General features: G+C 44.1%; 22 protein-coding genes and 1 other RNA gene. 3 read left to right on the top strand and 20 right to left on the bottom strand.

The features are described from left to right. Positions 1-74: 74 nt before the first annotated feature. The 8 genes from PG418_RS03110 to mtaB all read right to left on the bottom strand — a co-directional run bounded on the left by PG418_RS03110 (position 75) and on the right by mtaB (position 7,221). Complete coding sequence (locus PG418_RS03110; RefSeq protein ID WP_349123056.1) at positions 75-986, bottom strand: CPBP family intramembrane glutamic endopeptidase; 912 nt, start codon at positions 984-986, stop codon at positions 75-77. Next, complete coding sequence (locus PG418_RS03105; RefSeq protein WP_008375008.1) at positions 979-2,214, bottom strand: peptidase U32 family protein; 1,236 nt, start codon at positions 2,212-2,214, stop codon at positions 979-981. Before PG418_RS03105 ends, PG418_RS03110 begins: the two co-directional genes overlap by 8 nt. Before the next feature lie 36 nt (positions 2,215-2,250). Beyond that, positions 2,251-2,898, bottom strand: coding sequence for an O-methyltransferase (locus PG418_RS03100; RefSeq protein WP_195368403.1), 648 nt, complete (start codon positions 2,896-2,898; stop codon positions 2,251-2,253). Between the two features lie 154 nt (positions 2,899-3,052). Next, entirely contained in the window at positions 3,053-4,717 is a 1,665-nt protein-coding gene (locus PG418_RS03095) for a ribonuclease J (RefSeq protein WP_022220372.1), read from the bottom strand. Between the two features lie 122 nt (positions 4,718-4,839). Next, complete coding sequence (locus PG418_RS03090; RefSeq protein WP_349123055.1) at positions 4,840-5,106, bottom strand: DUF1292 domain-containing protein; 267 nt, start codon at positions 5,104-5,106, stop codon at positions 4,840-4,842. 39 nt (positions 5,107-5,145) lie between these two features. Beyond that, on the bottom strand, positions 5,146-5,574 hold the full coding sequence (gene ruvX, locus PG418_RS03085; protein WP_349123072.1) for a Holliday junction resolvase RuvX: 429 nt from the start codon (positions 5,572-5,574) through the stop codon (positions 5,146-5,148). Between the two features lie 12 nt (positions 5,575-5,586). Beyond that, positions 5,587-5,844: an IreB family regulatory phosphoprotein gene (locus tag PG418_RS03080; RefSeq protein ID WP_008374998.1), complete on the bottom strand. Its 258-nt coding sequence runs from the start codon at positions 5,842-5,844 to the stop codon at positions 5,587-5,589. Positions 5,845-5,895: 51 nt separating this feature from the next. Continuing rightward, complete coding sequence (mtaB, locus tag PG418_RS03075) at positions 5,896-7,221, bottom strand: tRNA (N(6)-L-threonylcarbamoyladenosine(37)-C(2))-methylthiotransferase MtaB (protein WP_349123054.1); 1,326 nt, start codon at positions 7,219-7,221, stop codon at positions 5,896-5,898. A 134-nt stretch (positions 7,222-7,355) separates the two neighbouring features. On the opposite strand from mtaB, the gene PG418_RS03070 reads away from it, so the two are divergent. Then, complete coding sequence (locus PG418_RS03070) at positions 7,356-7,589, top strand: HPr family phosphocarrier protein (protein WP_008374994.1); 234 nt, start codon at positions 7,356-7,358, stop codon at positions 7,587-7,589. A 92-nt stretch (positions 7,590-7,681) separates the two neighbouring features. On the opposite strand, the gene thiI is transcribed toward PG418_RS03070, so the two are convergent. Genes thiI through pheA form a run of 6 tightly spaced genes read right to left on the bottom strand, consistent with a single transcriptional unit; the run spans position 7,682 to position 14,266 of the window. Next, the gene (gene thiI / locus PG418_RS03065; RefSeq protein WP_055155635.1) at positions 7,682-8,863 is read right to left on the bottom strand and encodes a tRNA uracil 4-sulfurtransferase ThiI; all 1,182 of its coding nucleotides are present in this window, start codon (positions 8,861-8,863) and stop codon (positions 7,682-7,684) included. A gap of 9 nt (positions 8,864-8,872) precedes the next feature. After that, positions 8,873-10,030, bottom strand: coding sequence for a cysteine desulfurase family protein (locus PG418_RS03060; protein WP_349123053.1), 1,158 nt, complete (start codon positions 10,028-10,030; stop codon positions 8,873-8,875). Positions 10,031-10,089: 59 nt separating this feature from the next. After that, complete coding sequence (locus tag PG418_RS03055; protein ID WP_349123052.1) at positions 10,090-10,827, bottom strand: 16S rRNA (uracil(1498)-N(3))-methyltransferase; 738 nt, start codon at positions 10,825-10,827, stop codon at positions 10,090-10,092. 19 nt (positions 10,828-10,846) lie between these two features. After that, a complete protein-coding gene (prmA, locus tag PG418_RS03050; RefSeq protein WP_008374985.1) occupies positions 10,847-11,809 on the bottom strand; it encodes a 50S ribosomal protein L11 methyltransferase in 963 nt (320 codons plus the stop codon). Positions 11,810-11,822: 13 nt separating this feature from the next. Beyond that, positions 11,823-13,112: an ATP-binding protein gene (locus PG418_RS03045; protein ID WP_022220371.1), complete on the bottom strand. Its 1,290-nt coding sequence runs from the start codon at positions 13,110-13,112 to the stop codon at positions 11,823-11,825. Positions 13,113-13,135: 23 nt separating this feature from the next. Beyond that, positions 13,136-14,266: a prephenate dehydratase gene (gene pheA / locus PG418_RS03040; RefSeq protein ID WP_055155638.1), complete on the bottom strand. Its 1,131-nt coding sequence runs from the start codon at positions 14,264-14,266 to the stop codon at positions 13,136-13,138. Positions 14,267-14,483: 217 nt separating this feature from the next. On the opposite strand from pheA, the gene pyrB reads away from it, so the two are divergent. Continuing rightward, positions 14,484-15,404 carry an aspartate carbamoyltransferase gene (pyrB, locus tag PG418_RS03035; RefSeq protein ID WP_022220369.1) on the top strand — a complete coding sequence of 307 codons (921 nt, stop codon included), beginning with the start codon at positions 14,484-14,486 and terminating at the stop codon, positions 15,402-15,404. 14 nt (positions 15,405-15,418) lie between these two features. Next, entirely contained in the window at positions 15,419-15,865 is a 447-nt protein-coding gene (locus PG418_RS03030) for an aspartate carbamoyltransferase regulatory subunit (RefSeq protein WP_008374977.1), read from the top strand. Positions 15,866-16,257: 392 nt separating this feature from the next. On the opposite strand, the gene PG418_RS03025 is transcribed toward PG418_RS03030, so the two are convergent. The 6 genes from PG418_RS03025 to spoIVA all read right to left on the bottom strand — a co-directional run bounded on the left by PG418_RS03025 (position 16,258) and on the right by spoIVA (position 21,116). Beyond that, complete coding sequence (locus tag PG418_RS03025) at positions 16,258-17,187, bottom strand: hypothetical protein (RefSeq protein WP_195250119.1); 930 nt, start codon at positions 17,185-17,187, stop codon at positions 16,258-16,260. A 229-nt stretch (positions 17,188-17,416) separates the two neighbouring features. Continuing rightward, positions 17,417-17,764: RNase P RNA component class A (gene rnpB, locus PG418_RS03020), an RNA gene on the bottom strand. Positions 17,765-17,810: 46 nt separating this feature from the next. Further along, entirely contained in the window at positions 17,811-18,284 is a 474-nt protein-coding gene (rnhA, locus tag PG418_RS03015) for a ribonuclease HI (RefSeq protein ID WP_117834045.1), read from the bottom strand. A gap of 11 nt (positions 18,285-18,295) precedes the next feature. Further along, on the bottom strand, positions 18,296-18,985 hold the full coding sequence (locus PG418_RS03010; RefSeq protein ID WP_195255250.1) for an MBL fold metallo-hydrolase: 690 nt from the start codon (positions 18,983-18,985) through the stop codon (positions 18,296-18,298). Between the two features lie 8 nt (positions 18,986-18,993). Further along, positions 18,994-19,479 carry a MogA/MoaB family molybdenum cofactor biosynthesis protein gene (locus PG418_RS03005; protein ID WP_117834041.1) on the bottom strand — a complete coding sequence of 162 codons (486 nt, stop codon included), beginning with the start codon at positions 19,477-19,479 and terminating at the stop codon, positions 18,994-18,996. Positions 19,480-19,643: 164 nt separating this feature from the next. Continuing rightward, positions 19,644-21,116: a stage IV sporulation protein A gene (gene spoIVA / locus PG418_RS03000; protein WP_498837037.1), complete on the bottom strand. Its 1,473-nt coding sequence runs from the start codon at positions 21,114-21,116 to the stop codon at positions 19,644-19,646. Between the last annotated feature and the right edge of the window lie 35 nt (positions 21,117-21,151).

Below are 21,151 nucleotides of genomic sequence, written 5' to 3'. Positions count from 1 at the left end.
TTTTTGCCGGTCTAGATCCTGTCTGTCCATTTTAAAATTCATGATGCTTCTTTCACACCGGCAGACAGGACACTCTACTCAAACATTCCTATACCAAAAAGCAGAATGCCAAGTCCCAGAAAGACGCTACTTACAAGCACAAGCCCCAGCAGAGTTTTCTTTTTCTCTCTTGGCAGAAGTCCCCTGTCGTATCCCGGCTGTCCTTTATGGATCAGGTAATTCCCCGCATAAATCAGAAACGGTCCTGCCGAAGCATAAATAAAATACACCGCCACCGTCACAAGCAAAATGCCTGTCGATGCCATAGCTTCTGCACTTTCCATCTGCTCTGAAGTCACACTGGAAGTAAGCTGTAAAAGCAATGTCGGTAACGCATTATTGATTAGATGGAAGAACATGTTATAAAACATGTTATCCGTCTCGGCAAGCAGATATCCCATGGCGATTCCAAGCATCGCTGTCGGCACAAACCGCCAGAAGCTTCCGTGAAATGCACCGAACACTGCTGCACTGATCAGAATTGCCGGCCATGGACTCCTAAAGCCACGAAAACAGCTGAAAAGCCCGCCTCTGAATGCTATTTCCTCAAAAATCGCCGGCGTGACACAGATCAGAAGAAATGCAAGTCCAAACGGCAGTCCGCCGGATAATTCACTCACACTTTCTGTAGCCCCACTCATCTGCTCCGGAAATACATAAAGCAGGATCGATGTCGGAATCATCGTGATCAGAAGGGTTCCGATCCACATCAGCAATGTTCCGACAGTCTTTGCGATCGTCGGTCTGTGAAATGGAAATGCACGCTTTACGTCTTCCCTGAAAAGCACTACTATTCCAAGTGCCAGCACCGCAAGAAGGCCCTCATACATTGGAATTCCCCACTCACCAAAATAATAGACACAAAATCCGGAAAGCCAGAATATATCCACGCCGTACAGAAGGATCAGTACGATCGCCACATATGGCTTCCACGTTTTTTTATTCATCTGCTTCCTCTTTTCTTCTGAGAATATCGTACTTGTCAGCCCTACCGGACAGTTCTACATACAGTACCTGCTTCGGATGTGGTGCACTCTCCTGTTCTTCTCCTTCTTCATTTACGATCCGTTTTACCTGAACCTCCACGTTATCTCCGTTCGGTTTCATGATCTCAATCGTCTCGCCCACCGAAAATTTATTTCTCTGTTCGATCTTCACCATACCGTCTTTAATCTCTTCTGTGATTCCAAGATATGTGTACTCCCGGATATAGGTGTTGCTGTCATAAATCTGTGCCTCTTCCGATGGTTTTCCAAAGAAAAATCCAGTTGTAAACTGCCGATAGGTACAATTCGAGATCTGGTCCAGATACCACGGCATATTCTTCCTGTAAAGCTCCGGATCTTTCTGATAATCATCAATTGCTTTCCGGTATGTTCTCGCTACAGTTGCCACATACAGAGCCGTTTTCATTCTTCCTTCGATCTTGAAGCTGTCAATCCCCGCATCGATAAGCTCCGGAATATGTTCGATCATACAGAGGTCTTTTGAATTGAAAATATACGTTCCTCTCTCATTTTCATAAACCGGCATATATTCTCCCGGACGGGTTTCTTCCACAACAGAATATTTCCAGCGGCACGGATGGGTGCATGCGCCATGGTTTGCATCCCTGCCTGTAAAGAAATTACTGAGCAGACATCTTCCGGAATAAGAAATACACATTGCACCGTGTACGAATGTCTCAATCTCCAGATCATCCGGGATATGTGCACGGATTTCTTTGATCTCACGCATGGAAAGTTCTCTTGCAGATACAACTCTGCTCGCCCCTTGTCTGTACCAGAACATATAAGTTGCATAATTTGTATTATTGGCCTGTGTACTCACATGTCTTTCAATTTCCGGACATACTTCTTTTGCGATCTCAAATACACCCGGATCAGCAATGATCAATGCATCCGGTTTTATTTCCTTTAACTCTTTAAAATATTCCCGCACGCCTTCCAGATCGTAGTTATGTGCCAGAATATTTGCAGTTACATATACTTTTACATCATGCTCATGTGCAAACCGGATTCCTTCCATCATATCTTCTTTGGAAAAGTTCTTTGCCTTTGCACGAAGTCCAAATGCTTCTCCTCCAATATAAACTGCATCTGCTCCAAATACGACTGCAGTCTTCAACACTTCCAGGCTGCTTGCCGGTATCAATAATTCAGGATGTCTTGCCATTATTTTTTTCCTTTCTGTTACTGTTATCTCCTGTTTTTATTTTCGCACGCTCAGTGCCACTCCATCTCCCAGCGGAAGAATAGATGTCTCAAGCTCAGGATGATGTTTCAGAGTATACAGATACTCCCTCATCCGGCTATGGATCGTGCGGTCTCTTCTTTCCACCGCAAACCGTGACTCAATAATATCTCCGTCCTGCAACACATTATCCGTGATCAGGATCCCTCCCGGCACAAGGAAACGCATCACCTGTTCTAAATATGCCGGATATTGTCCCTTTGCGGCATCCATAAACACAAAATCAAATCCTGCATCATCCGGCATACCTTTCATGATCTCCAGTGCATCGCCTTCAAGCAGCGTAATTTTCTGTTCCATACCTGCTCTGGCGAAATTATCTCTGGCAATTGGAATCCTTTTTTCGTAATTTTCGATTGTTGTAATGTGACATTCCTCCGGAGAATATTTTCCCATCAGAATTGCCGAAAATCCAACTGCTGTCCCAATTTCAAGAATCTTTACCGGACGTTTGATCTCCAGCATTACTTTCAGAAAACTTTTTGTCTCTTTGCGGATGATCGGAACCATGTCCGCAAGGGCTTCCTGTTCGATCTCATCGAGAACGGGAATGTCCGCGCTTTCCAGAGAATGGAGGTAAGTCGTAAGTCGTTCTTCTACTATCATATCTTCCTCTTTTCTTCCAAGGGAATTCTTATCCTATACATTTATCATAGAAGCGCAGACAAAGTTTATTTTCTTTTCAACTCTGACTGCGCTTCTTTATGCAGATATCTTCGCATCTGCTTATTTTCATAAAAATGCCACAGGCATCTTTATATTATACATCCATAATGATCGGAAGGATCATTGGTTTTCTCTTGGTTCTTTTCCAGATAAAGTCATTCATTGTGTCGCGGATCACAAGCTTAATCTTGCTCCAGTCAGCATGACGGCTCATCAGACATTTTTCAACCGCTTCCGTAACAACCTTCCGTGCCTCTTCCATCAGGCTTTCAGATTCACGTACATAAACAAATCCACGGGATACGATATCAGGTCCGGCAAGAAGCTGGTTGGTACGCTTTTCCAGTGTCAGAACAACAATCAGGATTCCGTCTTCTGCCAGATGCTGACGATCACGCAGTACAATATTACCGACATCACCAACACCGAGTCCATCTACCAGGATTTCTCCTGTGTGTACCTTATCTAAAACTTCTGCACTTTCATCATCCAGTGCGAGTACATCGCCTGACTTGAGGATAAAAATGTTGTCCTTCGGAATCCCAAGAGATTTTGCAATACCTGCGTTCGCTTTCAGATGACGGTATTCTCCGTGAACCGGAATTGCATATTTTGGTTTTACCAGTGAATAGATCAGCTTCAGCTCTTCCTGGCACGCATGTCCGGATACGTGCGTATCCTGGAAAATAACATTCGCTCCCTTTTCAGAAAGTTCATTGATGATATTCGATACCGCTTTTTCATTACCCGGGATCGGATTAGAGCTTAAAATGATCGTGTCACCCGGCATGATCGAGATCTTCTTATGGATATCTGCTGCCATACGTGACAGAGCCGCCATAGATTCTCCCTGGCTTCCGGTTGTGATGATCGTTGTCTTCTCTCTTGGATAGTTTTTCAACTGATCTGTCTCGATCAGCGTATTCTCCGGCACATTCAAATAGCCAAGCTCTGATGCAACCGAAATGATATTTACCATACTGCGGCCTTCTACAACTACTTTACGTCCATACTTGTAAGACGTATTGATGATCTGCTGTACACGGTCTACATTCGAAGCGAAGGTTGCTACAATAATTCTTGTATTGGAGTGTTCGGCAAAAAGCCGGTCAAATGTAGCTCCCACTGTCCTTTCTGACTGTGTAAAACCAGGTCTCTCTGCATTGGTACTGTCTGACATCAATGCCAGTACCCCTTTCTTGCCAATTTCTGCAAAACGCTGCAGATCAATCGCATCACCAAATACCGGTGTATAATCTACCTTAAAGTCTCCGGTATGCACAACAATACCTGCCGGCGAATAGATTGCCAGTGCCGATGCATCCTGGATACTGTGGTTCGTCTTGATAAATTCAATTCTGAATTTTCCAAGATTGATCGACTGTCCATGGCGCACTACTTTTCTTTTAGTTGAGCGGAGAAGATTGTGCTCTGTGAGCTTTTTCTCGATAATTCCCATAGTCAGCTTTGTTGTATAAATCGGCAGATTAATCTCTTTAAGCACATAAGGAAGCGCTCCAATGTGATCCTCATGTCCATGTGTGATCACAAAACCCTTCACCTTATCCGCATTGCTCTTAAGGTAACTGATATCCGGAATTACAAGATCGATTCCCAGCATATCATCTTCCGGGAACGACAATCCGCAATCCACTACAATAATACTGTCTTCATATTCAAAGGCAGTGATATTCATTCCGATCTTTTCAAGGCCTCCAAGCGGAATGATCTTAAGTTTTGAGTTGCTTTTTTTCTTCAATCTCACACCTCCATATATTTTATGTATCTCATCCGTACATTTAATTATCGTAAAATTCGGAGTCCGCCTCTGTGTGCGAACCCCGTTCTTATCTGTCAGAAATATTCTTTTGACAGTTCCGTCTACACTTCAATCTCCACATCCTCCAGAAGCTCTTCGAACACCTTGAGTACGGCATTAAGCTCTACTTCCTCTTCTACCATCTCATAAACGCTGTCCTTCTCTTCCGGCGCACTTGTATCCTTCAAGATCAGGCACTCTGCATCATCCTCTTCTGAATCTGCAACCAGAAGGTAAGTCACTCCATTCAGTCTGGTCTGCTCCACAACAAATAATTCTTCTGCTTCGCCGCCTTCTCCGCATGTAAACGTTAATTTTTCATTCTTCATATACTTTCCCCTTATCGTCTGATTGTATTCCAAAGCCTGTTACTTTTGCATACCCAGAGAGTCCAGATATCCCTGCAATATAAATACAGCCGCGATCTGATCCACATACTGCTTGCGGTTCTCCCGTCTTACACCGGATTCCATAAGTGTCCGTTCCGCTTCCACCGTTGTAAGGCGCTCATCCCACATCACGATCTCAATGCCGGTACGCCGCTTCAGCATCTCTCCAAATTCCAGTGCCTTCTCTGCCCGTTCTCCGATATCATTATTCATATGTTTCGGAAAACCGATCACAAACTTCTCTACTCCATATTCGGTTGCAAGGCTCTCAATCCTTGCCAGTGTCTTCCGAAGCTTGTTCTCGTCCTTCCTCGTAACCGTCTCCACTGACTGTGCCGTAATCCCCAGAGGATCACTTACAGCAACACCTACGGTCTTCGTACCATAATCAAGTCCCATTATCCGCATCATATCTTCAACCTACAGTTCATGTCTGATATAAGCTTTTAATAATTCTTCTACTATCTCATCCCGCTCAACCTTCATCACAAGGCTTCTTGCTCCGTTATAGCTGGTAATGTATGTAGGATCACCGGACATAATGTATCCTACAATCTGATTCACCGGATTATATCCTTTTTCCACCAGAGCATTATATACAATTTCCAGAATATCTTTTGCCTGGATCTGTGGTCCTGTCTCTACCTGAAAAAATTGTGTATTCGTTATATCTTTCATCTTACGACCTCCAATACTTCATATTCATTTTAATATAATCTATACAAAAATTCAATGCATAATTTGTGAAAGTGAAGTAAGTTCTATCTCTTTTAACTGATTGATCCACCGGTCTGCCTGTTCCGGTTCGCATGGAACCCCAATCCGCAGATATTCCTTGGTGTGCCCTGTGACATAATTTTTCCCATCACGTTCTGTCATCTCTTCAAATAGAACTTCCACCTTTTTTCCAAGCCATCCTTCTTCATAGCGCTGCATTTTTTTTCGGTTCAGCTCCAGCATGATATTGCTTCTTCGCGTTTTTTCATGTTCCGGGATCTGCCCGTCCATCTTCGCAGCCTTCGTTCCCTGGCGCTTTGAATACTTAAATATATGAGTCTCATAAAAATTGATGCTGTCTACAAAGTCCCGGGAGGCTTCAAATTCTTCCTCTGATTCCTGCGGAAATCCTACGATCACATCGGTTGTCAATGCCGGATTTTCAAAATACTTCCGGAGAAGCTCACATTTTTCCCGATATTCTGCCGCATCATATCTGCGGTTCATCCGTTTCAGGGTTGCATCACATCCGCTCTGCAGAGACAGGTGAAAATGCGGACATATCTTCGGCAGGCAAGACAGTTCTTTTGCAAATTCTTCTGTCACGATACGCGGTTCCAGAGAACCCAGACGGATCCTTTTGATCCCTTCAACTCCATGTACCGCGCGGATCAGATCCAGGAGTCCTTCTGTCTGCTTTCCATTTTCATCTTTCCATTCCAGTCCGTAAGAACTGAGATGGATTCCGGTAAGTACCACTTCCTGATACCCATGCTCCGCAAGTGTACGCACCTCTTCCACTACATCTTCTTTTTTCCTGCTGCGCACGCGTCCTCTCGCATAAGGAATGATGCAGTAGGTACAGAACTGGTTGCAGCCATCCTGCACTTTCAGATATGCCCTTGTATGCTCTGCTGTCCGGGAAAGATGGAGGCTCTCATACTCGAAGGTATGGTTAATGTCAATGACCTCCTGCATCTGTTCCGAAATGTCTTCTTTAAAATATTCTTCCAGAAGGCGGATCAGATCCTTTTTTTTATTATTCCCGATTACAATATCTATATTCTCATCCAGCTCACCCATATCCGCCTGCGCCTGCACATAACAGCCGGCCGCTACGATCACTGCATCAGGATTCTGTTTTCGGGCACGATGGATCATCTGTCTGGACTTGCGATCTGCCATATTCGTCACCGAGCAGGTATTGATCACATAAACATCTGCCAGATCATGAAACGGTACGATCTCATATCCGTTCTTTTCCAGCAGTTCCTGCATCGCTTCTGTTTCATAAGCATTTACCTTACAGCCCAGGTTGTGTAATGCTGCTTTTTTCATAAATTCATCCTACTTTCAATATTTATAACATTTAACGAAAATTTCATTCATTCTTCGGCGTTTTGTTCCTTGACTTTTTTATGTATAACTTTTAATATAACTATAGAAAATGAAATCAAGGAGGTGTGTTTTCAATGAAAACCGTACAAATTTCTTTAAATTCTATCGACAAAGTAAAATCATTCGTAAACGAAATCACAAAATACGATTACGATTTTGACCTGGTATCCGGAAGATATGTGATTGATGCAAAATCTATCATGGGTATCTTTAGTCTTGATCTTTCTAAACCGATCGATCTGAACATCCATGCTGAGAACCAGGATGCTGATAACATCATCGAACTTCTGAAACCATACTTAGTATAATAGAATGCGAAGTATCAGGACGCAGTACATTTTCTGTACTGCGTCCTTTCTTTTTTTGAGGAGAGCCTGAAAAAGCTCCCCTTTTTCTTTTATTATTTTACGATGATCGTCTCCACAGTATTCACTGCTTCTGCAAACAGTTCATCAATCTTTTCACTTAAGTTTTCTTCTGATTTGCGGATCACTTCTACATTCGGTTTGGTTACCGGATGTTTTGCCACGAAGATCGTACAACAGTCTTCGTATGGAAGAATGGAAGTCTCATAGGTTCCGATCTTCTCTGAAATATCTACGATCTCCTGCTTGTCAAATCCGATCAGTGGCCGATATACCGGCAATGTACATACATCGTTGGTTGCCATCAGGCTCTGCATGGTCTGGCTTGCCACCTGTCCGATACTTTCACCGGTAATAAGTCCCAGGCATCCGTCTTCTTTTGCAAAATGCTCTGCAATCCGCATCATATAACGGCGCATGATGATCGTCAGTTCATCATGTGGGCATTTTTCATAGATATAAAGCTGGATATCGGTAAAGTTGACTACATGCAGCTTGATCGGTCCTGTATATTTGGAAACCTGCTTTGCAAGATCCACTACCTTCTGTTTGGCCCTCTCGCTGGTGTACGGCGGTGCATGGAAATAGGTTGCCTCCAGTCCGACGCCACGTTTGGAGATCATATAACCTGCAACCGGACTGTCGATTCCACCAGAAAGCAGAAGCATCGCGGTTCCATTGGTCCCGATCGGCATACCGCCAGGTCCCGGAATGATCTCGGAATAGATATAAATCTCTTCTCTTACCTCTACATGAAGCAGTACATCCGGATGGTGCACATCTACCCGGATTTCCGGGAATGCATACAGAATAGCTTCTCCAAGGTCATAATTGATCTCCATTGATTTCTTCGGATAGGTTTTCTTTGCGCGACGGGACTCTACCTTAAATGTGATATTCTTATCCGGATAAACCTCATCCATGTATGCGATCACATCTTTTTTCAGTTCTTCAAATCCTTTATCTTCTACGCGGACAACCGGACAGATCCCTACAATTCCGAATACTCTTTTCAGAGCTTCTACCACTTCATCTCCGTCATAATCTCCGTCACAGTCCACATAAACTCTTCCCTGTGCTTTATAAGTATGGAATAATCCATCCAGGTCTTTTAACGAATGCCTGATCTGTCTTACCAGTGCATCCTCGAACATATAACGGTTCTTTCCTTTGATTCCGATTTCTCCATATTTTATCAAATAAGTCTGAAACTTCATTCTTTCCTCCTAATGGCGTGTGTACTTTCTAAGCATCGGTACACAATTATATAATGTTTCCAGCGTATAGTCAATTTCTTCTTCTGTAGTAAATTCTGACATACTAAATCTGAGCGTTGCGTCCAAATATTCTTTTCCGGCTCCGATTCCCTTTAACACTCCGCTGATTGCCGGATGGTTGGATGCACATGCCGAACCGGATGATACATAAATCCCCTTCTCTTCCAGTGTATGAAGAAGAACCTCACTCCGGATTCCTGCAAATCCCACACTGATGATATGTGGTGCACTTGTTTCATCATAAAGCCCGTGGATCACAGTATGATCGATTTTCTGTACCCCTTCGATAAAGTGCTGTTTCAAGGCACGCATATGTGCCACCTTTTCATCCAGGTCTGTGTAAATCGTCTTTGCTGCCAGCCCGATTCCTGCAATCCCCGGTACATTTTCTGTTCCGGAACGCATGTTTTTCTGCTGCTCGCCTCCGAAAATGATCGGTTTTACTTTTGCTTTTTCATTGATATAGATAAAACCGATTCCCTTCGGTCCATGGATCTTATGTCCGCTTACAGAAAGCATATCGATTCCCATCTTTTTCGGGTAAATCTTATATTTTCCAAATCCCTGTACTGCATCCACATGGAACAGGATATTTTTATTATAAGCCTTTACGATCGCAGATGCTTCTGCAATCGGCTGAACCGATCCCACTTCGTTATTCACATACATGACCGATACCAGGATCGTCTCGTCACAGAGCGCTTCCTTTAACGCATCCAGGCGGATTCGTCCATACTCATCAACCGGAAGATAGGTCACACGATAGCCCTCCTCCTCTTCCAGGTAACGCATGGTATTGAGAATTGCCGGATGTTCAATCGAGCTGGTGATCAGATGCTTGCCGGCACGGCGATTGGCACGTGCACCTCCGATCAATGCAAGGTTGTCACTTTCTGTTCCACCGGATGTGAAATAAAGTTCCTTTTCCTGCACCTTCAGAATCTTTGCAAGTGTCTCCTTCGCCTCACGGACATACGCTTCTGCATCCACACCTTTTTTATGCATGGAGGATGGATTGCCGTAATCCTCACACATCACTTTTCCGACTATATCCCGAACACACTCATAGGCTCTCGTTGTTGCTGAATTATCCAGATAAACTTCCATTTTTCTTTGTCTCCCAAACACTTCTTCTCTTTATCTTATGCAGTTCTTTGCCTGCCGGTCTACTGTTCCAGTTCAAACATCAGTACAGCAAGCGTTGCAAGTCCGGCTGTCTCTGTCCGCAGGATCCGCCTGCCCAGGGTGATGACCTTCGCCCCCATACTGACTGCTGCATCAACTTCTTCCGGTTCAAATCCACCCTCTGGTCCGATAAAAATCCCAACAGACTGTCCACTTTTAATCTGGCGGATTACTTCTCTTGTCACTTCCATACCACCTGCAAGTTCATACGGAAGCAACGTTACATCAAGCTCTTCTGCCATTTTCAGTGCTTCTTTATAAGAAAGCGGCATGGTAACTTCCGGGATCCGGCTTCTTCCGGCCTGCTTTGCCGCACTTTCTGCGATGGAATTCCAACGGTCTACTTTTTTCTCTGCTTTCTTATCATCCAGACGAACAACAGAACGCTTCATCGCTACAGGAATCACCTGATACACGCCAAGCTCCACCGCTTTTTGCACGATCAGCTCCATCTTGTCGCTTTTAGGAAGCCCCTGGAAAAGATACAGCTTTGACGCCGGTTCCGTGTCCGCTTCCATCTCTTCCAGAATATGCAAAACCGCCACATCTTCTTCATAGGCTTCCACCTCGCACAAATAGGTTCTGCTTTCTCCGTCACTGATTTCAGCCTTTTCATGCAGCTTCATCCGGAGCACATTCTTCATATGATTAACATCTCCGCCTTCAATCCGGATCTTATCTCCGGAGATCTGCTGTGGTGTTACAAAAAAATGATGCATCTTTTCTGATCCTCTCTGCCTACGCTTTCGTTTCTTTTCTCGCTGTTACAGATACCCATTCTCCCTGATGATGAACCTCCAGGACCGTGAGTCCTGCTGCCTCTACCGCTGCTTTTACCGTTTCCTCCTTGTCTTCGATGATACCACTTGTCACGTAGATACCACCGTCTTTTAACTGGTTCACGATCACCGGTGTCAGCGGCACCAGTACGTCTGCAAGAATATTCGCCACAACGATATCATAGCATCCATAACCAACTTTATCCTGGACCGCTTTATCATCAATGATATTTCCGATCATTACTTCGTATTTATCCTTTGAAATACCGTTGACTTCCATATTTTCATAGGTTGCATCAATCGCACACGGATCCAGGTCTGTTCCTACAGAATACTTTGCACCGAACATCAGCGCCAGCATTCCAAGAATTCCACTTCCGCATCCTACATCCAGAATTCTGGTGTCCTCTGTCACATATTTGCGGAGCTGACGGATGCAGAGCTGTGTGGTCTCATGCATTCCCGTTCCGAATGCAGTTCCCGGATCGATATGCACGATCATCTTGCCTTCATCTTCCGGCTTTACTTCTTCCCAGGACGGAATGATCAGGATATCATCCACATAGAACTGGTGAAAATATTTTTTCCAGTTATTGACCCAGTCCACATCCTCTGTCTGGGATTCTTCTATCGTTCCTTCACCTACTTCCACATAGGCACGCATATCTTCCAGTTCATTTTTCACAGCTTCCAGAAGACTTTCTTTATCTTCATCTTCTTCCAGATAGAAACTGATATATGCGATGCCGTCATTGATTCCTGTCTCCGGAAGGATATCAACAAACATCTGCTCTTTTTCCGCCTGCGTCATCGGAATCTTATCCTCAATCTCGATTCCCTGTACACCAAGGTCCATCAGCATACTACTGACAATGTCTTCTGCCTCGGTTGTTGTCTTTAATCTGAATTTATTCCACTTCATATTGGTTCTCCTTTTATTGTTGTCCAAGCAAATAATCAATAAACTGCTGTGCAGTACGTCCGCTTAATCCACCATGGCTCAATTCCCATTTGTTTGCCTCCAGAAGAAGCTTTTCCTCTTCCATCTCGACACCGTAACGATCTGCAAGCGTGGTGACAATCTTCTGGAATTCTTTTTTATCCGGTTTTCCAAAATAAATGGTCACGCCGAATCTTGCTACCAGCGAAAGTTTCTCCTGTACGGTATCATTGGTGTGCAGTTCTTCATCTCTGTCAGCTTTATCTTTGAATGTCTCACGTACCAGATGTCTTCTGTTGGAAGTTGCATAGATCAGGATATTATCCGGTTTCTTCTCCAGACCGCCTTCGATCACCGCTTTCAGATATTTGTACTCAATCTCGAATTCTTCAAAAGAAAGATCATCCATATAAATAATAAATTTGTAATTCCGGTTCTTGATCTGTGCGATCACATCATTCAGGTCTTTGAACTGATGCTTGTACACTTCGATCATACGAAGTCCCTGGTCATAATACTGGTTCAGGATTGCCTTGATCGAAGAAGATTTACCGGTTCCGGCATCACCAAAAAGCAGACAGTTATTAGCTTTTTTACCCTTTACAAATGCCTCGGTATTATCGATCAGTTTCTTCTTGGCAATGTCATAACCCACCAAATCATCCAGATGGACGTGTGCAATCTTGGTGATCGGCACGATCTGTGCTCCTTCTTCCGTATGCTCAATACGGAATGCCTTGTGAAGTCCGAAAGTTCCCACTCCGAATTCTTTGTAGAACTGGGTTACAGTTGTCTTAAATTCTTCTGCATCATCTGTCTGCGCAAGAGCTTTGCTTAAGTCGCAGATCCGATCGCGAATCCTCTTGTTAAATACATGTCCCTTGGCATTGACCGGATGATAGTCCTCAATCAGTTCCAGGCTGTCTGTACCGAGCTTTTCACCCATCTCTTTCAGATCATATTCGAACAGTTCTTTGAAAATCTGAAAATCATGAAGGGCTGCTTTATTGACGCTTCCCTCTACCTCTCCTACCACTTCACAGGCTGTGCTGTAAGCATTCTCACTGTTGGCAAGCAGGAACGTCAGGAAGGTATGCCAGAGGTTCCCCTCGAATCCATAGTTTGCAGCCAGCTCGATCAGCTCATTTAAATTTTCGAAAAGAAGGCTCTTCAAATCCTCTTTGTTGTAATAATCATTATCTGCATTGTCGATCAGAAATGTCATGTCCCGAAGAAGATCTTCATGTTCCATATAACGATATAATATCAGTTCATTTGTTCTCATAGACGTGTCCTCTCTTTTTCAGTCTAATAATTTCCAAGGATTTTCAGGTTCAGTGCTTCTTCCCTCAGTCCACGGATCGCATTTTTCACTGCGGCATCTGCCAGATTTCCTTCAAAGTCCACAAAGAAACGATATTCCCAGCTTTTTCCTTCTACCGGCCGGGATTCGATCTTTGTCATGTTCAGGTCATTGTAAATAAAATGGGAAAGCAGATGGTACAACGATCCACTCTCATGCGGTATTTCAAAGCAAATACTGATCTTGGATGCATTTTTCAGGAATACCTTCTGGTTTGTGACAATGATAAATCTTGTACTGTTGTCAGATTCGTCATTGATCTCTCTTGCCAGGATATCCAGTCCGTAAAGCTCTGCTGCATATTCGTTGCAGACAGCTGCCTGCGTGGTATCCTGGTCTTCCATCATCTTCTTGGCCGCCATAGAAGTATTGGCAACACTGATCTGCTGCCAGGTCCCGTGTTCATCCAGAAAATGGGATGTCTGCATCAGTCCTTGTGGATGTGAATACACTCTTTCAATGCTGGAAAGTGTAGTTCCTTTCACTCCGGCAAGCATATGCTTAATCGGAAGGACCGTCTCTCCTACAATGTAATTTTCAAATTCCACCAGAAGGTCATACACCTGTGTCACCGGACCTGCGGAAGAATTTTCAATTGGAAGGACTGCATAATCTGCGCTTCCCTCTTCAATTGCTTCCATTGCATCACGGAATGACGGTACATGGAAGTTTTTCACATTTTTCCCAAAATATTTTAACATAGCTGCCTGATTGTTGGCTCCTTCCACTCCCTGGAAGACCACACGTGCACCATCAAGATCCAGCTGATCCAGTCCGATAAAGGGAAGTCTTCCCAGAACTCCTTCCTCAGAAAGACGCTGGTACTGCAGCTTTCTGCTCATGCTCATCAGCTGTTCAAAAAGTTCCCGGATCCCTTTTTTGTTAAAATCTGTGGACACCTTTTCTGCTACTGCTGCCAGTTTCTCGTTCTCTCTTGTCTTATCAAATACCTTTCGTCCGTTCTTTATCTTATATTCTGCAACTCCTTCGCAGACCTTCATACGTCTCTCATAAAGCGTGGTGATCTGGTCATCGATCACATCCAGCTCTTTTCTCATCTCTTCCAGACTCTGCATTGTCCCACTCCTTATCGTTTTATCCTTATGTCTTCTTACGCTGACGTTACTAATTTTTCATTATAATATATTTTTTCTGTAAAATCTACATTTCTTCGCAAACCCGATCAGAAAAAACATGTAAAACTTTGTTGAAATAACCATGTTTTTGTTATATTATAGATAAAGAATATATGAACCCGCACATATTTTGCGGTTATTTTTAAGGAGGTTTCTTATGAGACATTTAATGAGTCCTTTAGATTTTTCTGTGGAAGAGCTCGATAAGCTTATGGATCTTGCAGGTGATATCGAAGCTCATCCAGAAAAATATGCACATGCTTGCGCAGGCAAAAAGCTTGCCACTTTATTCTATGAGCCAAGTACCCGTACCCGACTGAGTCATGAAGCAGCAATGATGAATCTCGGTGGTAATGTACTTGGCTTTTCTTCGGCAGCTTCCAGCTCTGCTACCAAAGGGGAAAGCGTAGCAGATACGATCCGTATGGTTTCCTGCTATGCAGATATCTGTGCGATCAGACATCCAAAAGAAGGTGCACCGATGGTTGCAGCGCAGCACTCTTCAATCCCGGTGATCAACGCAGGTGATGGCGGACATCAGCATCCTACACAGACACTGACTGACCTTTTAACCATCCGTTCTTTAAAAGGACGTCTGAATAATCTGAAGATCGGACTCTGTGGAGACCTCAAATTCGGTCGTACCGTACATTCTCTGATCAATGCCCTGGTGCGTTATGAGAACATCGAGTTTGTACTTATTTCACCGGAGGAACTCCGTCTGCCAAGTTATGTACGCAAAGACGTACTGGATAAGAAAAATATCCCATATACAGAAGTAGAACGCCTGGAGGATGCCCTTCCGGATCTCGATATCCTTTATATGACACGTGTTCAGAAGGAACGTTTCTTCAACGAGGAAGATTATATCCGTATGAAAGATTTCTACATCCTGGACAAAGGGAAAATGGAACTTGCACCAAAAGATATGCTGGTTCTCCATCCACTTCCGCGTGTCAACGAAATTTCTGTTGAAGTTGATGATGATCCAAGAGCTGTTTATTTCAAGCAGGTACAGTATGGTGTCTATATCCGTATGGCACTGATCCTGACACTTTTGGATATTCATGTAGATTAAGGGAGGCGAAAGACATGGTTGAAAATACACTGAACATTGGGAAAATTTCAGAGGGCTTCGTACTGGATCACATCAAAGCAGGAAAAAGCATGGATATCTACAAATATCTGAAACTTGATCAGCTTGACTGCTGCGTAGCCATCATCAAGAATGCCAAAAGTAACAAGATGGGTAAAAAGGATATCATCAAGATTGAATGCCCGATCGATATCATTGATCTGGATATCCTTGGTTTTATCGATCATAATATCACGGTAAACATTATCGAAGATTCCAAGATTGTTGAAAAAAAAGAACTGAAACTGCCATCTGAAATCAAGAATGTGATCAGATGCCACAATCCGAGATGTATTACTTCGATTGAACAGGGACTGGATCATGTGTTTGTACTGACTGATCCGGAGAACGAAGTGTATAGATGTAAATACTGTGAAGAGAAATACAACAGAAAGCGGGGCTAGCGTCGGCTTGTTGGACTAGGCGGACAGGTGCCACGCAAAGGACGCATGAAAAAATTTTCTTTTTTCATGCGTCCTTTATTTTTTGTCTCCTTCGTACAGTAAGAAAGGAGATCTTGGTATTGCTCGTCCTGTTTTCTGCAGTATGTTTGTCCGGCACAGCATACAGTGGATATTGACAGAATGCAGTCATAGACTTGCAGGGACAAAGCACATCATCACTGCGGATCTTCCTATTTTCTTCAGTCCTGACAGATCCAACTCATACACATTCCAACAAGCAGGATCAGCGCAATACTTAATAACATAAAAAATACCTCCTATAGACGCAGAAAAACAAAAGCGATATGTCTTCGAAACTTCTGGTATTTGTCCATAAAAATCTTTCCCTTGATTTAAAACAAATCCAGCATATTATCCAGATACAATTCCTCTCTTACATGCAGCTGATATTCCGGCTTTGTCATATAATACAGCAGAAATTCCAGGATCAGCGCACTTCCAAGTCCTCTGCCTTCGATCTTAAAATTTGTAAATCCCATCGGCAAATAGATATTTTTGATATCATCTACACTGATAAATCCCGGATTTGTCATTGCTTTTGAAAAACGATAGCCTTCCTTTGCATTTGGCGCAGTACACCGGTGTTCCTCTCCATCTTCTCCGAGATTCTTCCGGCTCACATCCTCATAACAGGCTTTCCGGTCCCTGCAGCCGAACCAACAACACTCATTACACAGGAATTCAACTTTATCCTTCTGGCCTTCTGATAATGTATTCCATTTATCCAACATCTTATTCAGACGGAAATCCGGCACAACATATTGAAAATCTTCTCTCTGGATTTCCCGCAGACACTCCTGAAATTCGGTCAACACTTTCGTGGTAGATGAGACCAGATAGAACCCCGGATACTTCTTTTTCAGATAATCCACCAGCAACTCTGAGTGCACGATCACACCGTTTTTCACACCTGTGCTTTTCTCAAATAACTGACAAAGTATATTGCATCTCTGATCCGCAAGGTGCTCTTTCCTGAGCAGAGAATTACTAAAGGTCAGACGGGCAGAAATCCCGTACTTCTGTATAAGTGCAAGCACTTCTTCCGGCTCAGTTTCTCCTGCTTCCACACGTCCTCCGCCCCACAGGCAGTCTTCCGGGGCTCCATAAATGGAACCAATCTCACACCAGTCATAGAAATACTCCCTGTGTGTATAAAACAGCGGCAAAAAAAGTCTGTACAGTTCATAAAATTCAAACAAGCCCGGAAGATGGTAATATGCTACATTTCCTCTTTCCCGACTTTGAAAACGATTATTCCTCATTTGACACTCCTACATAACTTTAATCCTTCTAAAACTACCATATTTTTCAAACGATTGTCAAACGGATTATCACGTTTTTTTATTTTTCATTCCACTCAAAAAATCATTCACACAATACTACGATATCATAAAAACTAAAGTTTTTTAAAGAACACCGCAACAAAAAAAGAATCTATATCCTTCATGAATATGAATACAGATTCTTTTCAAAATTTGTTTTAAAAATAAAAAAGCAAGCAAAACGATAAGCCGGGTTATGTCGTGGACGTTCATCTATCCAGTTCTGCTGTTGCCAGCAGACTCAAGCGACCAACCTGAAGCATGACGGGCCGCCATACCACTTCTTTTCGGTCTTGCTTCGGATGGGGTTTACATATGCCCTGTGTGTTACCACCCAGGCGGTAGTCTCTTACACTGCCCTTCCAACCTTACCTGCATCTGCAGGCGGTATATTTCTGTTGCACTATCCTTAGAGTCACCTCTACCGGACGTTATCCGGCATCCTGCCCTGTGAAGCCCGGACTTTCCTCGTCTGCGGCCTTTCGGCACCTGCATCCGCGAACGTCTGTCTTACTTGCCTTAGATACTTTATCACATTTTTTTATCAGTGTAAAGGATTTCTTCTACACTCCCGGATCAACCTGCAGCTCATTTCCGTCTGCTGCCGTTGTCGCAAGAGTATCACAACGTTCATTCTGCGGGTGTCCATCATGCCCTTTTACCCAATTGAAGTTCACCTGGTGCGGCTTTTTCGCTTCCAGAAGACGCTTCCACAGGTCGGTATTCTTGACCGGCTCATTCTTCCCACGTTTCCAGCCCTTTTTGATCCATCCCTCAATCCAGTGCTGATTGAATGCATTGACCACATATTGGGAATCAGAAAAAAGCTCTACCTCGCAAGGTCTGTTGAGCGCTTCCAGCCCCCGGATGACAGCCATCAGCTCCATCCGGTTATTGGTTGTCCGCACATAGCCGCCGGAAAGCTCTTTAACGTGAAGTTCTCCCTTCGGGTCTACATATTCCAGAACGACTCCATAACCGCCCGGTCCGTCCGGATTACCTCTTGCCGCTCCATCTGTATAAATACTGACTTTCATAAATTGTCTCCTTATAGTTCAAATACCTGTCCCATTTCCCGAATCCGCATGATCTTCTCCCGGTATGGTTCTGATACTTCCATTCCGATAAGCCGATCCTGCACCTCGTACTGCTTCCACATATGCATCGGAAATACAATCTTCGTATCCGTATGCCGCATATACCAGTCAAAGCCCCAGTAAAACTGCTCTTCCTGTCTCGGGTCAAGCACGACAAATGCAAGATCGATCTTTTCACCGGTCAGCGTTTCAATCTCCTTTTGATAATCGCCGCGCATCATCCGGTTATACGCATCATCTTCCTCTTCCCAGTGCCACCAGTTCAGATCCCCTGCATGATAAATGATCCTGTCTTCGCATCTTACCAGAAAGGCAACCCCTTCATCGGTTGAGCGCAGACTTTTTACCTTTGTATCCCCGACAGTAATCTCATCCCTTTTTCGCATGAAATGTTCCGATTCACGCTGCTCCTTTTTCGCAATTCTGATATCCTTCGGGAAAATATATTCCACATCCGGATACACATCCGCAAGCTTCAGGATCTCTCTGTTAAAATGATCCGGATGGGAATGACTGGCAAACACCAACAGCTTCTTCGCTGGATCAAACTCCGGCATCGTTCCTTCATAATAGTCAAATAATAGAATATGGGATTCCAGTTCCACCGAAAATCCGCTGTGTCCGATATACGTCACCCTCATCTGTCTGCCTACTCCTCAACATCATCATGTTCACCGACTGCCGTCTCTGTCGCATAAACAATCTCCGGAAGAACATATTCCAGACACTCTTTAATGATCTTCGGACTTCCCGGAAGATTGACGATCAGGGATTTACCCCGGATACCTGCTGTTCCTCTCGTCAGCATTGCCCTTTTTCTGGTCCGTGTCATAAAAAGACGCATCGACTCTCCAATCCCCGGAATCTCCTTATCGACCACTGCCTTTGTCGCTTCCGGAACACAGTCCTCTTCTCTGCATCCGATTCCACCGATCGTAAGGATCAGATCTGCCATCTGTGCATCCGCGATCTTCGCAAGGATCTTGCGGATAACCTCCCTGTCATTTGGTACCGGCTGTACAAGCTCCGTCTTGAAGCTGACCTGATCGAGCACTCTTCGCACGATTGGCGAACACGTATCATCCTTCTGTTTTCTGTATATCATGGTGTCTGCTGATACAATTGCTACTTTCATAGATGTCCCTCTTTTCTTTTCTCCTCACGTATAGATTTCATGGTATCTTATATGACCATTCATTCCATGAAAATGTATCCCCTAACGTATAGACTTTAGTATAACATACTCTCGGATTGCCATGCAAGTTTCCTGCCGCCAATCGAATTGATTTAAGAAAAATTTTAGATAATGATGCAAACCATACCTCCGTTGCTGTCATTGACGATCTTCTGCATGGTGTCCTGCAGTTTTGCCTGACTCTCATCTCCGATCATGGCAATCTTGTTTCGCACGCCATCCATCACCAGCTCTTCGATCGATTTTCCGAAAATATTGGTTCCCCAGACTCCATCCGGGCTCTTTGCCGCCTCGTTGATATAATTTACCAGATCCTTTGCCTGCTGCTCACTCCCCACGATCGGTGCGATCTCGGTCTCAATGTTAGCTCGGATCATATGGATAGAAGGTGCTTCCGAACGGATCTTTACTCCGTATTTATTGCCCTGCCGGATTACCACTGGATCGTCCAGCCGGATTTCTTCTCTTGTCGCGCTGACTACACCGTAGCCTTTCATTTTAACTGAAGCAAGTGCATCTTTGACACTTTCATATTCTTTCTGGAGCATGGCAAGATTACGCACTGTATGGATCAGATCATATTCCCCGCTGATCTGCGTTCCGGTCAGATCACTTAACATTTCATAATAACAGCCATCTTCTACCTTGATTTCAACCGAGATCTCACCGGTATCCATGGACACACCTGTTACATTTACTGCATTTATGTAGGTACTCTGCTCCGGCTTCCGGATCTCCATCGCATCCCGGATTTCTCCGATTCTGCCCATGACTTCTCTTGCATAAGATACCAGTTCTTCCCGGACCTTGTGATCTGCTGTAAGTATTTCCACCCATTTTGGAAGGAAAAATTTTACTTCTGTGACCGGAAATGCAAAGAGCACATTTTCCATGATCCGGTGGATATCTTCTTCCCGGAGCTGTTCACAGTTGACCGGAAGTGCCGTTACCTGATATTCTTTCTGGATTTCTTCTGCCACGTTTTTTGCCTCTGCGCTGTACGGTTTCCGGGTATTGACCAAGACCACGAACGGCTTGCCAATGCTTTTCAGCTCCTGGATCGTTTTCTTTTCTGCCGCCCGGTAGCTGTTTCTGGGAAGCTCTCCGATACTTCCGTCTGTCGTCACAACAATCCCGATCGTGGAGTGGTCATGGATTACCTTTTTCGTCCCGATTTCTGCCGCCTTTGTAAACGGAATTTCTTTTTCGTTCCACGGCGTTTTCACCAGACGTTCTGCTCCATTTTCCATGTAACCGGCGGCTCCCTCCACCATATAACCCACACAATCGATCAGACGCACCAGCACACTCACATCCTTTGCGAGCTGGATTTTGGCAGCTTCTTTTGGCACAAATTTCGGCTCCGTTGTCATGATGCTCTTCCCTGACGCAGACTGCGGAAGCTCATCCACCGTCCGCTCTTTTGCATGCTCATCGGTCATTTTCGGCAGCACCAGCACATCCATAAAACGCTTGATAAAGGTTGATTTGCCACTCCGTACCGGTCCTACCACACCCAGATAAATCTCTCCATTCGTCCGGCACTGTATATCCTTGTATAAATCAAATGTATCCATACACTGTCCCCCTTTGATTGCTGATACAGTGTATG

It is taken from the genome of Bariatricus sp. TF06-38A, from assembly GCF_027690675.1.
GTDB classification, from domain to species: Bacteria; Bacillota; Clostridia; order Lachnospirales; family Lachnospiraceae; genus Allocoprococcus; species Allocoprococcus comes.
Note: the sequence above shows the minus strand (reverse complement) of the source record. Positions and strands in the feature narration are given on the sequence as shown.

Excerpts from the sequence above, each read along its gene's own strand:
- PG418_RS03110 (WP_349123056.1), bottom strand. The coding sequence starts at position 986 with ATGAATAAAAAAACGTGGAAGCCATATGTGGCGATCGTACTGATCCTT.
- PG418_RS03105 (WP_008375008.1), bottom strand. The coding sequence starts at position 2,214 with ATGGCAAGACATCCTGAATTATTGATACCGGCAAGCAGCCTGGAAGTG.
- PG418_RS03100 (WP_195368403.1), bottom strand. The coding sequence starts at position 2,898 with ATGATAGTAGAAGAACGACTTACGACTTACCTCCATTCTCTGGAAAGC.
- PG418_RS03090 (WP_349123055.1), bottom strand. The coding sequence starts at position 5,106 with ATGAAGAATGAAAAATTAACGTTTACATGCGGAGAAGGCGGCGAAGCA.
- ruvX (WP_349123072.1), bottom strand. The coding sequence starts at position 5,574 with ATGCGGATAATGGGACTTGATTATGGTACGAAGACCGTAGGTGTTGCT.
- PG418_RS03080 (WP_008374998.1), bottom strand. The coding sequence starts at position 5,844 with ATGAAAGATATAACGAATACACAATTTTTTCAGGTAGAGACAGGACCA.
- mtaB (WP_349123054.1), bottom strand. The coding sequence starts at position 7,221 with ATGAAAAAAGCAGCATTACACAACCTGGGCTGTAAGGTAAATGCTTAT.
- PG418_RS03070 (WP_008374994.1), top strand. The coding sequence starts at position 7,356 with ATGAAAACCGTACAAATTTCTTTAAATTCTATCGACAAAGTAAAATCA.
- thiI (WP_055155635.1), bottom strand. The coding sequence starts at position 8,863 with ATGAAGTTTCAGACTTATTTGATAAAATATGGAGAAATCGGAATCAAA.
- PG418_RS03060 (WP_349123053.1), bottom strand. The coding sequence starts at position 10,030 with ATGGAAGTTTATCTGGATAATTCAGCAACAACGAGAGCCTATGAGTGT.
- PG418_RS03055 (WP_349123052.1), bottom strand. The coding sequence starts at position 10,827 with ATGCATCATTTTTTTGTAACACCACAGCAGATCTCCGGAGATAAGATC.
- prmA (WP_008374985.1), bottom strand. The coding sequence starts at position 11,809 with ATGAAGTGGAATAAATTCAGATTAAAGACAACAACCGAGGCAGAAGAC.
- PG418_RS03045 (WP_022220371.1), bottom strand. The coding sequence starts at position 13,112 with ATGAGAACAAATGAACTGATATTATATCGTTATATGGAACATGAAGAT.
- pheA (WP_055155638.1), bottom strand. The coding sequence starts at position 14,266 with ATGCAGAGTCTGGAAGAGATGAGAAAAGAGCTGGATGTGATCGATGAC.
- pyrB (WP_022220369.1), top strand. The coding sequence starts at position 14,484 with ATGAGACATTTAATGAGTCCTTTAGATTTTTCTGTGGAAGAGCTCGAT.
- PG418_RS03030 (WP_008374977.1), top strand. The coding sequence starts at position 15,419 with ATGGTTGAAAATACACTGAACATTGGGAAAATTTCAGAGGGCTTCGTA.
- PG418_RS03025 (WP_195250119.1), bottom strand. The coding sequence starts at position 17,187 with ATGAGGAATAATCGTTTTCAAAGTCGGGAAAGAGGAAATGTAGCATAT.
- rnhA (WP_117834045.1), bottom strand. The coding sequence starts at position 18,284 with ATGAAAGTCAGTATTTATACAGATGGAGCGGCAAGAGGTAATCCGGAC.
- PG418_RS03010 (WP_195255250.1), bottom strand. The coding sequence starts at position 18,985 with ATGAGGGTGACGTATATCGGACACAGCGGATTTTCGGTGGAACTGGAA.
- PG418_RS03005 (WP_117834041.1), bottom strand. The coding sequence starts at position 19,479 with ATGAAAGTAGCAATTGTATCAGCAGACACCATGATATACAGAAAACAG.
- spoIVA (WP_498837037.1), bottom strand. The coding sequence starts at position 21,116 with ATGGATACATTTGATTTATACAAGGATATACAGTGCCGGACGAATGGA.